Below are 13,305 nucleotides of genomic sequence, written 5' to 3'. Positions count from 1 at the left end.
CGCGTGCTCGATGCCCGCGTTGGTCTCGCCCTCGTGAGCTCGACCAGCTCGCCGTGCTCGCCACGGAGGCGGCAATCGAGGCTCATATCGAGCTGATGGGGCGAGGTAGAGTCATGCTGGCTGCGCTGGGAAGGCGCCCGTTCCATTCCAACCACGACGGGATGTCATCCATGCGAGTTCGCGCGCTACTGGTCGCCGTGGCCGCGATCGTGGTGTCGCTCCCCCTCGCGCTCGTCGCTCCGACCGTGACTGCGACTGCGACTGCGACTGCGACTGCGACTGCGACTGCGACTGCGACTGCGACTGCGACTGCGACTGCGACTGCGACACCGTCGACGATCGATCCGTTCCCTGAGGGCATCACCCGACTGAGCGGCGAATCGCGCTATGAGACCGCCGTCGCCGTGTCCCAGCGATTCGAGCCGGGCGCGCCCGTCGCATTCGTCGCCACCGGCGCCGACTTTCCCGACGCGCTCTCGGCCGCGGCTGCCGCCGCCCTCTCGGGCGGCCCGCTCCTCCTCACACCGTCGACGCGACTCCCAGATGTCGTGCGTACCGAATTGCAGCGGCTGCGGCCCGCACACATCCACGTCGTGGGCGGAACCAGCGTGGTGAGCGCGCGTGTCCAAGCCGCGCTGAACGACATCGCTCCGACCACGCGCCTCGCAGGCAGCGATCGCTACACGACCGGACTTGCGATCGTCGGTAAGACATTCACCGAGGCCGACCACGCGATCATCGCAACCGGGCGGACCTTCCCCGACGCCCTCGCCGCCACAGGAGCAGCCGGCGCCCGCCGAGCGCCCGTTCTCCTCGTCGATGGAGCGGTCGCAACGGTCCGCCCGGCGACGCTCGACACCCTCGCCACCCTCGGGGTGACGTCCGTTTCGATCGCCGGCGGTCCGGGCGCGGTGAGTGACGGCATCCAGTCGCAGCTCACGAACGCGGGGTACGCGGTGACTCGGTACGGCGGCGCCTCTCGCTACGACACCGCGGCGCTCATCAACAGGTCGTACTTTCCGGCCGGCTCTGCGACGACGACCTTCCTGACAACGGGACTCGACTATCCCGACGCCCTCGCCGCCGCCGCGCTCGCAGGTCGGCTCGCCGCACCGCTCAACGTGACCCCGCGCACGTGCGTGCACCCTGCCGTCGCTGACGGCGTCGATGAGCTCGGCGCCGTGAGCCGAGTCGTCCTCGGCGGCACGGCGGTGGTATCCGATGCCGCGGCCGCGAATGCGCGATGCGTGTACGCCGTGACCAACGAGCCCCTCGACGGCTGGGCGGTCTCGGGGTGGACGATGGCGAGCGACATCCTCGCCCCATACGCCGACCGACCGCCGGTCGACGTTCACAACCAGTCGGTCTCACTCGACGCCACCGGGCTGCGCATCTACGTGCGCGCCGATACGGGTAGGCGGGCCGACCACCCCGTGGCCTACGCGCAGTACGGCATCTCCGCACTGCTGGAGTACGAACGAACCGGTGAGCAGGTCTGGCTCGACCGGGCTTTGCGACACGGCCAACGGCTCACGGAGATACGTGTCCTACGCGATGGCGCGTGGTGGTTCCCATACAACTTCCCCTGGACGTACTACGAGCGCTCCCTTGTCGCCCCTTGGTGGTCGGCGATGGCGCAGGGGCAGGCGCTCTCCCTCTTCACGCGACTCGCCGAGCAGACGGGTGACGACCGGTGGAGCACTGCGGCCGACCGAACATGGTGGAGCTTCGCCCAGGCGTACTCCGCCACCGCTCCATGGTCGACGCTGGTCATCGATGATCACCTCTACTTCGAGGAGTACGCCGGCAACCAGCCGCCGCTGCTCGTGCTGAACGGCCAGATCTTCGCCATGTTCGGCCTGTACGACTACTGGCGTCATACGGGCAATCCCGAGGTCGCGCGCTACTTCGACGGCGGTGCCACAACCGTGCTGGAACGGATGATGCCGCTCGTCCGTGTCGAGAACGACGTCTCGTACTACTGTGTCCAGGCCGAGTACTGTCAGAGCCCCCTCTGGCAGAACCAGACCTACCATGTCATCCACTCCTGGCAACTGGAGACGCTCCACCGCATCACCAGCGACGCTCGGTTCACGGAGTGGGCCGACCGACTGCGGGCCGACTGGACACCGCCGGACGCCATGCTGCGACGCGCCGAGCCCGAACCCGGCCCCCTCTCGGGCACGGGCGTCGAGCAAGAGTGGATCGAGCCGTAGAGGGAGCCGGCGCCCCGTCGCCCGCGAGGCGCAACGGGAACGCCCCGATGCGCACGAGCGGGAACTCGGTCGTGCCTGCCGCCTCCGCGCCCTCGAACCCCGTTCACGTGGCTTCGGGGTCGTCGCCACGAGCGGCCCGGCCACCGTCGACGGGCAGCACGACACCGTTGACGAACCCCGCCGACGGCGAGAGGAGGAAGGCGACGACGTCTGCCACCTCGCCGACCTCACCGACCCGGCCGATCGGGTGCAGCGCCGCCATCAGCGTCTCGACCTCGGAGTGGCCGGCGCGATACTCCTCGTATCGGGCGGTGTTGATCGAGCCGAGGGCGACCGCGTTCGTGCGGATGCCGCGTGGCCCGTGATCGACCGCCACCGCCCGCGTGAGTCCCTCGATCGCTGCCTTCGCAGTGGCGTACGGCAACGCGCCGCGCACCGGTCGCTGCGCCTGATGTGACGACACGTTCACGATCGCGCCCGGGCGCCCGTGGGTGAGGAAGTGGTTCACCGCGGTGTGACAGCCGACCACGCCGAGCGTGAGGTTCGCGGTGATGCGGGCGACGACATCGGCCGCGGACGCGGTGTCGAGCGAAGCGTCGTCGAAGATCGCGGCGTTGTTCACCCAGCCCGCGAGCGGTGCGAGCGCCTCGGCCGTTCGCGCGGCGCGCACCGTGACGGCGGCATCGCTCGCATCTCCGGTGAGGAGCGTGACACCGTCATGTCGCCAGTCGAGCACCTCGACCCGGTCGATGATCACGACTGGACCCTGCTCGGCCAGCCGTTCGGCGATCGCCCGGCCGACGCCGTTGGCGCCGCCCGTCACGACGAAGCTCGACTCCATCGGGGTCATTCGCCAACTCTACCGACGCCACGCCGGCCCGCCCTGTGCGAAGAAGGCGCGAAACAAGCGCGCGAGCGCGCGAGGCCGTGAGCGTGGCTACGGCCTGCTCCGCCCGTCGACCGCCGCGCCGATCCCGCTGCCATCGGCACCGGAGGCGAGCTCGGTGTCGCTGTCGTCGTCGTACTGACGTGCGACCGCGGCGAGCAGGAGGCCGCGCTGCATCTCCAGCGGCGCGTGCCGGTCGTCAGGGGCCACGGCGAGCAGGTCGTCCAACGCCGCATGGAGACGACGGGCCACCTGCGGCGAGCCGACGCCGGCGAGTCGGACCTCGGTGAATGCCAGGGCCACGTAGTCACCCCACGTCATCACCTTCTCGGTCAGGCGCAGCTTGCCGTCGTCATCGTGGTAGCGGCCGTCTGGAAACTCCCGTCGCACGAGTTCGCGCAAGCAATCGTGCAGTCGATCGATGGCCTGCACCGCCGTGGTCGGGTCCTGCCAGGGCGCGTCGGAGAGGGCGCGGATCGTCATGTCGACGAGCAGCCGCACCCCGTAGGCGACGTCACGGCCCAAGATGCGTTCGGGGCTGAGGACGATGGCCCCGTGCACCTTCCGTCGGTCGAGTCGTGCAGGGTCGCCGTGAACCGTGAACAACCGGCCGCCGGACGGTACGAATTCACCGAGGGCCGGGATCAGCTCCAACGCGCAGCCTGCCCGCCGCGCGGCGGCCACGAGGTGCTCGTACCTGATCGACGAGACGACGCCCGATTGCTGGGCAGTGATGACCCCTGCGTCCTCGACGTCGGGAACGGGCGCTTCGTTCGGGTAGACCTTGCGGATCATCCTGCGGGTGTTCTCCCCGGCGATCTCCACGAGCGCCGAGACGCGGAGCGCCTGGCCGATGTGATGGATGTACACCACCAGAACCGCGATGCTGACGAGGGAGAGCACGAAGGTCGCTGCGATGGCCACGCCCGGCACCTGGCCCGGGTCATCCCCTTCACCGATCTCGACCTCGCGGATGGTCAGGAGCGTGTGCACGAACGTCGCGACGAACAGCCCGATCGCGAACTGGCTCGGCCGGTCGCGCAGCAGCCGCTGCACGATTCGAGGGGAGAACTGACCCATCGCGAGTTGCACCACGACCAGAACGATCGTCAGCACCAGGACGGTGAGATTCACCATCGACGCGGCGACCGTCGTGAGGATCTCCAGGGCAGCTTCTGGGCCACCGACGATGTCCGCCGGCAGGAGGCGGTAGCCGGTGGCCCGGTCGATCGCGATCGTCGTGAAGGAGATGCCGATGCCGACGAGCACGCACAGCACCGGAATCAGCCACAGTGATGTCAGGATGCTGCGCAGTGCCTTGTGCACGGTGTTCTGCATGCCACTCCTTCGCGTCGCGCGCGGTGACCCGACGGGTGGATCGGCCCGGTTTCGCGGGAAGACGCCGCCTCAGGCTACTGACGCCCGCGCATCGGGGCTACGGGGTTGACGAGTCGTCGTCATCGCTCTCGACGCCGCGGGCTACCGTCGCGACGGTCGCTTCGAGAGCGAGCCGTACGTCTCGCCGACGCCGTCGATCTGGATCGTCACGCGGGTTTCGCCGACGGCCGCGAGCGGATCACGTCCGTCCACGATGATGACGAACGCATGTTCGGCCCCGCGCTCGTCCCGACCGATGCCGGTCACCGACGACCATTCCTCTGCGGTCTGGAGCACGCCGTACCGCACGCCATGAAGGGCGGCGCCGTCGGGACCATGCACGACCACTGCTCCACGAACGGCGCCCTCGCCAGGTCGCTGGCTGAGAGCGATGTTCAGTTTCACCGGGCTCGACCCGTCCTCGGGCGTCACCGTTCCATCGGCCACCATTGTGAGTCGCTCATCGACGTTCTGCGGTCGGGTCGGCATGCTCGAGGCTCGGCGCAGCGCCAGGCCGGAGTGCGCTCCCGTCGGTTCGCCGTCATCGAGCGCGAGAGCACCGTTCACGAAGACCCAGCGCACGCCTTCGGCGTACTGTTTGGGCTCGGCGAAGGTCGCCCGATCGATGATCGTGTTCGGATCGAAGACCGTGATATCTGCGGCCATGCCCTCGGCGATGAAGCCCCGATCGACCATTCCGAGCATGGTCGCCGGAAGGCCGGTCATCTTTCGAATCGCCTCTTCCCAGCTCAGCACCCCGAGCTCTCGCACGTAGCGGCCGAGCACACGCGGATACGTGCCGTAGTGGCGCGGATGCGTCGCCGCCGATTCGGTCACCCCGCCGTCGGAGGAGATGGCGACGAAGGGGTCCTGGAGGAAGTTGGTGAGATCGCCCTCGGAGCCGATCTGCATCACTGCCGAGATGTCGCCCTCATGCTCTTCGAGAACGCGCATCACGGCCTCGCCGATCGTGACTCCCCCATACCCGAGCATGACCTCGCGCAGCGTCGTGTTGCCGAGCGCCGGGAACGCGATGTTCTCGGGCACGCCCACGTCGTCGACCACGAACGCCGACACCTCGGCGTCGATCCGCGCGCGCTGGATCGGGTCGGCGAAGCGGTCGAGCATGACCGCGGTGCCACCGTCTTGCGCCCATGACGGAATGTAGAACGACAGGCCGGTCTGGGCAGCCGTGTACGGGTAGACGTCGCCGCCGGCATGGTTGCCGTTCGCCCGAGCATCAGCCTGCAGCTGCAGCAACGTGGCGGACTCCCCCCAGTTCAATGGCCCCGCGACCTTCATATGCGTCGCCTCCGCCATGAGCCCGGTCGCCGCACCGATCGCGAGGTTCTCTTGCGTCGACTCGACCACGAAGTTCGTTTCATCTCGCATGTGATCGCTGAACATCGCGCGCCAGGGTCCGACCGTCTGCAGTGCCGCGATCACCTCATCGGTTTCCGCGAATCGTGCCGGTGGGTAGCCGAGCCCGCTCGAGACGCCCCACGCGCCTTCGGCCATGGCATTTCGGATGACGCCTTGCATCGTCTCGATCTGCGCCTGCGTGGGTCGCACGTTCGCCGCACCGACCGTGTCCGCCCACACCGTGTTGAATCCGACGTACGGCGCTACGTTGATGCCTTTCTCGGTGGCGTCGAGTTCCGCCAGCTGGCCGGCGATATCGGAACGACCGACGCCGTCTGGGCCGAGCGTTTCGGTCGTCACCCCTTGCGTCAATGCGCTCTTGGCGAGAGCCAGCGCATCGCCGGTATCGGTGTGCGCATGGACGTCGATGAATCCGGGCGCGACGTACAGTCCCGTTGCGTCGTACCGGACCTCGGACGACGCTCCCGACAGGTCCCCGATGCTGGAGATTCGACCGTCCGTGACCCCGACATCCAAGATCCGGCCTGGACCGCCGGTGCCGTCGAAGACCGTACCGCCATGGACGAGCACGTCGAACGACGGCTCTCGCGTTGCTCTCGTGTCGACGGCCCCGGCGGCGACCGGGCTGGCGAGCGACCCCGCCGTCAGCGCGGCCACCGCCGCGATGAGGAGCGCTCGCTTGCCTCGGCGAGCGAACACACCCCCCTGCGGTGCCGACACACCGAGGTTCTCGATGCTGCTCTCGCGCCCGATGCGCGAACGTCGTTGTTCCACGGCTCCACCTCTTCCTTTGCTGCCCGGCGGGTCGCCGGGCACTGACGAACTGCTCGAGCACCGCCCGGCGCCGAGCTCACTGCCGCGGCTACCGCACGCTCTCGAGGAAGTTCCTCGTGCGCTGGCGCTGCGGGTCATCGAACACATGCTCTGGACGGCCCGACTCGACCACGACACCGCCGTCCATGAACACGACCTGGTCGGCGACACCGCGCGCGAAGCCGATCTCGTGGGTCACGACGATCATGGTCATACCCTCTTTGGCAAGCTCACGCATGACGTCGAGCACATCGCCCACGAGTTCGGGATCGAGAGCGCTCGTAGGCTCGTCGAACAGCATCAGCTTCGGATCCATCGCCAGCGCACGGGCGATCGCAACCCGTTGCTGCTGTCCGCCCGACAGCTGGGCCGGGTAGTGCGCGGCGAAGTCGGCGAGGCCGACGCGATCGAGCAGTTGCTTCGCCCGAGTCCTCGCCTGCGCCCGCGGCAGCCCCGCGATGCCGATCGGCGCTTCGATGATGTTCTCGAGGGCGGTCATGTGCGGAAACAGGTTGAACCGCTGGAACACCATGCCGATGCCGCGCCGCTGCCGGGCGATCTGGCGCGGGGTCATCTCATGAGCATTGTGGCCCGATTGGCGATAGCCGATCAGCTCGCCGTCGACGATGATGCGACCGCCATCGATCGTCTCGAGGTGATTGATGCAGCGCAGCAGCGTGCTCTTGCCCGATCCCGATGGGCCCAGCAGCACCGTCACGGTGCCCGCCGGCACCGCGAGGGAGACGTCGCGCAGCACCTGATGGGCGCCGAAGCTCTTGCGAACCCGGCGGATCTCGACAAGTGAGCGGTGGGAGGTCGTGGTGGACGGATCCACCGGAAGGGTGATGCTCATATGACACTGACCGCCTTGGTTTCTGGCGCCGGCGCGACGCCGTGCCGACGGGAGGCGAATGCACGTCGCATCCGCTGCAGAGGAGTCGGCGGCAGGGCGCGGGAAGTGCCGCGGCCGTACCGTCGCTCGAGGTAGTACTGCGGAATCGAGAGCACGCTCGTCATGAGCAGGTACCAGAGGCTCGCGACGATCAGCAGTTCGACCTGCTTGAGGTTCTGCGACGAGATCACTGTCGCCTGCGTGTAGATCTCGAGCACCGCGATCACCGAGAGCAGCGAGGTGTTCTTCAGCATCGAGATGGTCTCGTTGCCCATCGGCGGGATGATGACCCGCATCGCCTGAGGCAGGAGAACACGACGGAAGGTGTAGAGCGGCGACATCCCGAGCGAGTACGCGGCCTCTCGCTGACCCTCATCGACCGACAACATGCCGGCCCGCACGATCTCCGACGAGTACGCCGCCTGATTCAGCGTCAACGCGAGCAAACCGGCCACGAACGCGCTGATGAGCTGATTGGTGTCGATGTGCCAGAAGACCACGTCGGTGAACGGTATGCCGAGCGAGAGCTTCTCGTAGAGGCGGCCGAGGTAGCCCCAGAGCACGATCTGCACGAGCAACGGTGTACCGCGGAACGCCCAGACGTAGAACCACGCCACGGTGGACAGCACGGGATTCGACGACAGTCGCATCGCGGCGACGACGACGGCCAGCACGGTTGAGACGACCATCGAGATCAGCGTGATCAGCAGCGTCAGGCCGACGCCCTCGAGGATCCGCTGGTCGAAGAGGAACTGGCCGATCGCGGCGAAGTCGATGTTGGGGTTCGTGAGCACCGAGTAGAGGAACGCCGCAGCGAGCAGCAGCACCAGCGCCGCACCGATCCAGCGCCATGGCCTACGCAGCGGGATGGCGACGACATCGTCGTCGGTGGCTTCAGTGCCGAACTCGCTCCGCGTCTGCTCGAGCGCGGTCATTGCGCCGCCCCCTGATTCACCTCGGCCGACTCGACGGCGTACGCACCGATGTTGTTCCGTTCCAGCACCTCCTGGTACGTGCCCTCATCGATGAGTGCCTGCAGCGCCTGCCGGATCGCATCGACCAGCCCGGTGTCGGCCTTCAACACGCCGATGCCGCTGTACACCGGATTGAAGCCCGCCGGGTTCTCGGGATCGCGGACGACGTCGAATGCGTCACCATCGTCGGTCGTCGCCGCAACGTACTCGGCGACCACGGCGTCGGCGACGTACGCATCGCTCTTGCCCGCCCGAAGGGCGGTCTGCGCGTCGAGGTCGGAGGGCAGCTCGGTGACGACCACCGGCTCCGAGCCGCACTCCATCGCCCGCAGCAGGTCGCCCTGCACGGTCGCCTTCTGCACGGAGACCGTCATGCCGCACAGGTCGGTCTGGGTCGTGACGTCGTCGGGGTTGCCCGCGGGCACCAGGATCGCGAATCCGCCGTGCGTGTAGTCGATGAAGCTCACCGTCTCCTGGCGTTCAGGCGTGTCGTTCATGCCGCTCATGATGATGTCGTTCTTCCCCGCTTGCAGCGAGGGGATCACCGAGTCGAACGCCTGCTTGTTGAGCGCGACGTCGATACCGAGCTTCTGGCCGAGGAGACGACCGAGCTCAGGGTCGAACCCGATCGCGCGATTCGAGTCGTCGTACATCGCCATCGGCGGGAAGGGGATGTCGACGGCGATGTCGATGCGGCCCTTCTCCACGATGTCGGCGGGCAGCAGTTGCGTCAGCGACGCGTCGACGGTGGTCGAGATCTCGTCGTCGACCGGCAGGTCGGGGCCGGATGCCGCGGCCTCACCCGACCCGGTGATACCGGAGCATCCGCTGAGGAACAGGGCGCCGACGGCCAATGCCGCGGCTCCGAGCAGTGTCGTGGTGCGTGCCTTCATGTGACTTCCTTGTCGTCGGGGTGTGCAGGTGGGCTGTGAAGGGTCAGACGAGGGCGCCGGCACGTGCCGGAGCGTGCGTGGCGAGCAGGTCGGCGTATGTCTCCCGACGTGTGACGAGCCTCGCCTCACCGTCGCTGACGAAGACGATGGCCGGCTTCAACGCACCGTTGTAGTTGTTCGACATCGTGTACGAGTACGCGCCGGTGGCCGTCATCACCACGAGATCGCCGACGTGCGCCGGCGGCATCGGTGCGCCGTCGACGAGCAGGTCGCCGGACTCGCACTGGCGCCCGACGAGCTGCACGGTCTCTGCCCACGGCTCGAGCAACCGGTCGGCGAGCAGTGCCTCGTACCGCTGCTGCGTGAGGGCGATGTCCATCTGGTCGGCCAGACCGCCATCGACCGCCACGAAGGTGCGACCGGTGCGCTTGACCGACGTGACCCGGTAGAGCGTCACACCGGCCCGCGCGACGATCGAGCGGCCCGGCTCGATCATCAGGCGCGAGCCCGTGGGCAGTTGCGCCCGCGCGGCAGCGACGATCGCATCGAGGTACGCCTCCACGCTCGGCGCGTGCTCGTCGTACGTGTAGCTGACCCCGAGCCCGCCGCCCACGTCGTAGGTCGAGAAGGTGCCGACGGTCGAGATCTTGCCGACTGCCTCGGCGAACTGCGCCGTGTCGAGGATCTGCGATCCGATGTGCAGGTGCACCCCCTCGAACTCCATCAGCGGGTGTGCGCTCATGCGGGCGATCGCCCGCTCGGCCTGGTCCATCGGCAGTCCGAACTTCGAGTTCGAACCACCGGTGGCCTGCGAGACGTGCGTCTTCGCTTCGACGCCGGGGATGACCCGGAGCAGCAGTCGCTGCGGCCGCACGAGCAGCCGCTCGAGGCGGTCGAGTTCGTCGTCGTTGTCGACGATGATCGTGCCGATGCCGGCGTCGATGGCCATCTGCAACTCGGCGTCGGTCTTCGCATTGCCGTGGAAGAACAGCCGAGCCGGGTCGACCCCGGCGGCGAGCGCGAGCTGCAGCTCCCCGCCGCCTGCGATGTCGATCGAGAGCCCCTCTTCGTACGCCACCCGGTACATTCCGACCGCCGGCAACGATTTCGAGGCGAAGAGCACCTCGGAGTCGGGCCAGCGCTCGCGGAGTCCGTCGACGAACCGGCGGATCTGGCGGCGCAGGCCGACCTCGTCGTAGACGTGCAGGGGGGTGCCGAACCGCTCGGCCAATTCGGTGACGGCGACGCCCCCGATCTCGAGCACACCGTCGCCACTTGCGGTCGCCTCCTCCGGCAGGATGCGCCAGAGTTCGCCGAGACGAGTGCCGCCGGGTGCGGGCCGGGTCGGGGTCATCATTCCTCCTTCTGCGCCGCAATTCGCGTTCGCCGGGGCCAGCCTAGAAAGATCACGCTCGCCCGTGGTTGGGGATTTCAGATAGCTTTGCGACATGAGCGCAGCGGAATCTCCAACCCAACCCGGCAGAGCACCGGGAGCAAAGGTGGTTCTCGCCGAGCTCGTCGATCAGCTGGGACCACGCACGCTCACCTCGATCGGTCCGCTCGGTGATCGGGTCGCCGTCACCGGCACCGAGTTCCTCGACATCGCCGACGAGTTGACGGGTGCCTCCGGCACGCTCCTGCTCGCCCCGTCGACGGCATCACTGAGCACCGCACGCATCGGCGCACTCGCGGCAGCCGCAGCGGAGCATGGTGCGGCAGGGATCGCCCTGAAGTGCAGCGCCGAGCGGCTCCCGGCGCTGGCTGCGGTCGCGGACTCCACCGGCCTCGCGCTGCTCCGCGTGGCCGATCGCATCAGTTGGCGTCTCCTCGACGCCCAGCTCACGCATCTGCTCGGCGAGGCCGACACCGTGCTCGCGGCACCCCAGGACCGTGGTGCCGAGCCGCTCTTCGCCATCGCGAACGAACTCGCCGAGTTCTTCGGCGGCTCGGTCGCGATCGAAGACCTGAGCCGCAACATCCTCGCCTACTCCTCGGTGCCGGGTCAGGTCATCGACGCACTCCGCACCCACGGCATCCTGGCCCGTCAGGTTCCGGCATCGCCGTACAACGACGATCAGTACCGCACCGTGCTGCGCTCCGATCGACCGATCAGCTACCCGCGCCTGGGCGACGAGGAGCCACGGGTGGCCTTCGCGATTCGGGCGGGGGCGCTGCCGCTCGGCAGCATCTGGGCGATCGACGCCTCGGGCGCGTCGCGCCTCACCGCCGAGCAGGAGCGCCGCATGCGGCATGCAAGCGCCCTTGCGGGTGCGCACCTCCTCGATGACCTCCGCGTGCACGCGACGAATCAGCGCCCGCGCGAGGATCGCCTTCGCACACTGCTGACCGGCATCGACCTGACGGGAACCGAGTTCGCCGAGCTGGGCATCCCCGAGGAGCGCGGGGCCGCGCTGCTCGCCTTCGATGTCCCCGGCGCCGGCCCGACGACCATCGCGCAGCTGCGCTCGACCGTCATCCGCCACCTCGTGCTGCAGCGCCCCGATGCCGTCGCCGTGCCGCATCGAGGTCGCGTCTACACGCTCTTCGCCGCGAGCTCGGTCGACGAAGCCGTGAACGTCGCGACACCGCTGCTTCCACTCGTGAACCGGCTGGTCGGCGACGGCACCCGAGTGGCCGTCGCCGGCCCGACACATCGGTCCGGCGATGTCGCCGGAGCTCGCGAGCTCGCCGACCGACTGCTCGATGCCGCGGCCCGCAGCGTCGACCCGTCGATGTCGCGCATCGTCACCGCCTCGAGTCTGCGGCCGATCCTCATCGTCGAACGCGCAGCGAAGCTGTTCGCCTCGGCGCACGAACTCCGCGATCCCGCGGTCGATGCGGTACAGGGCTCCGAGTCGACGTTGCCGATCGCCGAGACGCTGCTCGTCTGGCTCGAGTGCTTCGGCAACATCGCCCAGACCGCCGCCCGGCTCGGCGTTCACGAGAACACCGTGCGCCACCGGCTGCGCCGCGCGAGTGAGGCGCATGGCATCCGCACCGACGGGGCCGACGAGCGACTCGCGCTGTGGCTGCAGCTTCGGGCGGGTCGTGCCGATGCCGCGCTCGACTCAGTCGGCTGAGCCAGTCGCAGGATGACGTGCGAGGTAATCGGCGATGCCGTCGAGGATTCGTGCGAGGCCGAAGTCGAACTTGTCGAATCCCTGATCGACGACGGCGCTCATCGCACCGGTGGCGAGTGTCGCATGAAGTTCGGGGAAACGCTCATCGGTGACGAGCTCGTCGAGAAGCTGCGACTCCGCGAGCGCGACCGCACCCAGGCTGACTCCCGCATCGTCGGCGCGCTCACGATACCCGCGCTCGATCAGCGCACGGAACCGGGCATGCCCGCTCACCTGGAGCACCACGGCGACTCGTTCCTGTCGAGTGAGTGAGGTCTCGGCGAGCGCAGCCAGCCCCGCCTCCATCCACGTGAGGTTGTTGGGGGTGGTCGCGATGCCCTTGATCGTGATGTCGAGCATCCAGGGGTGTCGGCGATAGACATCGGCGGATGCCTCGGCGTGCGCCTCGAGCCCGGCGCGCCAGCCCGACGCGCGGCCGATCGAATCAGGCGGAGAGCCCATGCCCCGCTCCTGGAGGAGGAGGAGGAGGGTGTCTTTCGACGACACGTACCGGTACAGCGACATGGCGGTGAGCCCGAGTGCTGCCGCGACCGATGGCATCGTCACCGCGTCGACGCCATCGGCATCTGCGATGGCCATGGCGTGATCGAGCACCTGGGCGAGGCTGAATTCCCGCTTCGGGCCTCGCTGCGCCGACGGCACCGCCCCCCACGCGAGGGCGAGCCCTCGTGACCATTCAGGGTTGATCATGTCGTCGGCCACTCGCACCCCTCACTGTCTGCGCGATCCAG

10 protein-coding genes are annotated in these 13,305 nt (G+C 68.3%); 2 read left to right on the top strand and 8 right to left on the bottom strand.

What is annotated here, in order from left to right:
• The first annotated feature begins 161 nt into the window (after positions 1–161).
• A complete protein-coding gene (locus tag H521_RS21370; RefSeq protein WP_169513963.1) occupies positions 162–2,216 on the top strand; it encodes a cell wall-binding repeat-containing protein in 2,055 nt (684 codons plus the stop codon).
• A gap of 103 nt (positions 2,217–2,319) precedes the next feature.
• Here the strand turns inward: H521_RS21370 and H521_RS0103775 are convergent, their stop codons facing one another.
• The 7 genes from H521_RS0103775 to lysA all read right to left on the bottom strand — a co-directional run bounded on the left by H521_RS0103775 (position 2,320) and on the right by lysA (position 10,788).
• Positions 2,320–3,066, bottom strand: coding sequence for an SDR family NAD(P)-dependent oxidoreductase (locus H521_RS0103775; protein WP_026481870.1), 747 nt, complete (start codon positions 3,064–3,066; stop codon positions 2,320–2,322).
• Positions 3,067–3,153: 87 nt separating this feature from the next.
• Complete coding sequence (locus H521_RS21365; RefSeq protein ID WP_022891702.1) at positions 3,154–4,440, bottom strand: DUF2254 domain-containing protein; 1,287 nt, start codon at positions 4,438–4,440, stop codon at positions 3,154–3,156.
• Between the two features lie 141 nt (positions 4,441–4,581).
• Complete coding sequence (locus H521_RS21360; protein ID WP_022891701.1) at positions 4,582–6,636, bottom strand: N-acyl-D-amino-acid deacylase family protein; 2,055 nt, start codon at positions 6,634–6,636, stop codon at positions 4,582–4,584.
• An 88-nt stretch (positions 6,637–6,724) separates the two neighbouring features.
• Positions 6,725–7,528, bottom strand: a complete 804-nt coding sequence (locus H521_RS0103760; RefSeq protein WP_022891700.1) for an amino acid ABC transporter ATP-binding protein — start codon at positions 7,526–7,528, stop codon at positions 6,725–6,727.
• Positions 7,525–8,502, bottom strand: coding sequence for an amino acid ABC transporter permease (locus H521_RS21355; RefSeq protein ID WP_022891699.1), 978 nt, complete (start codon positions 8,500–8,502; stop codon positions 7,525–7,527). The genes H521_RS0103760 and H521_RS21355 overlap by 4 nt, the downstream gene beginning before the upstream one ends.
• A complete protein-coding gene (locus H521_RS0103750; protein WP_022891698.1) occupies positions 8,499–9,434 on the bottom strand; it encodes an ABC transporter substrate-binding protein in 936 nt (311 codons plus the stop codon). Before H521_RS0103750 ends, H521_RS21355 begins: the two co-directional genes overlap by 4 nt.
• Positions 9,435–9,477: 43 nt before the next feature.
• On the bottom strand, positions 9,478–10,788 hold the full coding sequence (gene lysA, locus H521_RS0103745; RefSeq protein WP_084511918.1) for a diaminopimelate decarboxylase: 1,311 nt from the start codon (positions 10,786–10,788) through the stop codon (positions 9,478–9,480).
• A gap of 145 nt (positions 10,789–10,933) precedes the next feature.
• Here lysA and H521_RS0103740 point away from each other — a divergent pair, with 145 nt between their 5' ends.
• A complete protein-coding gene (locus H521_RS0103740) occupies positions 10,934–12,514 on the top strand; it encodes a PucR family transcriptional regulator (RefSeq protein ID WP_022891696.1) in 1,581 nt (526 codons plus the stop codon).
• Here the strand turns inward: H521_RS0103740 and H521_RS21350 are convergent.
• Positions 12,503–13,276 (bottom strand): TetR/AcrR family transcriptional regulator, encoded by a 774-nt coding sequence (locus tag H521_RS21350; protein WP_022891695.1) that lies wholly within the window; start codon positions 13,274–13,276, stop codon positions 12,503–12,505. The genes H521_RS0103740 and H521_RS21350 overlap by 12 nt on opposite strands.
• Positions 13,277–13,305 lie beyond the last annotated feature (29 nt).

The organism is Agromyces subbeticus DSM 16689 (genome assembly GCF_000421565.1).
Classification (GTDB): domain Bacteria; phylum Actinomycetota; class Actinomycetes; order Actinomycetales; family Microbacteriaceae; genus Agromyces; species Agromyces subbeticus.
Note: the sequence above shows the minus strand (reverse complement) of the source record. Positions and strands in the feature narration are given on the sequence as shown.

Coding starts and splice junctions, on each gene's coding strand:
- H521_RS21365 (WP_022891702.1), bottom strand. CDS start 4,440: ATGCAGAACACCGTGCACAAGGCACTGCGCAGCATCCTGACATCACTG.
- H521_RS21370 (WP_169513963.1), top strand. CDS start 162: ATGTCATCCATGCGAGTTCGCGCGCTACTGGTCGCCGTGGCCGCGATC.
- H521_RS0103775 (WP_026481870.1), bottom strand. CDS start 3,066: ATGACCCCGATGGAGTCGAGCTTCGTCGTGACGGGCGGCGCCAACGGC.
- H521_RS0103760 (WP_022891700.1), bottom strand. CDS start 7,528: ATGAGCATCACCCTTCCGGTGGATCCGTCCACCACGACCTCCCACCGC.
- H521_RS0103750 (WP_022891698.1), bottom strand. CDS start 9,434: ATGAAGGCACGCACCACGACACTGCTCGGAGCCGCGGCATTGGCCGTC.
- lysA (WP_084511918.1), bottom strand. CDS start 10,788: ATGACCCCGACCCGGCCCGCACCCGGCGGCACTCGTCTCGGCGAACTC.
- H521_RS21355 (WP_022891699.1), bottom strand. CDS start 8,502: ATGACCGCGCTCGAGCAGACGCGGAGCGAGTTCGGCACTGAAGCCACC.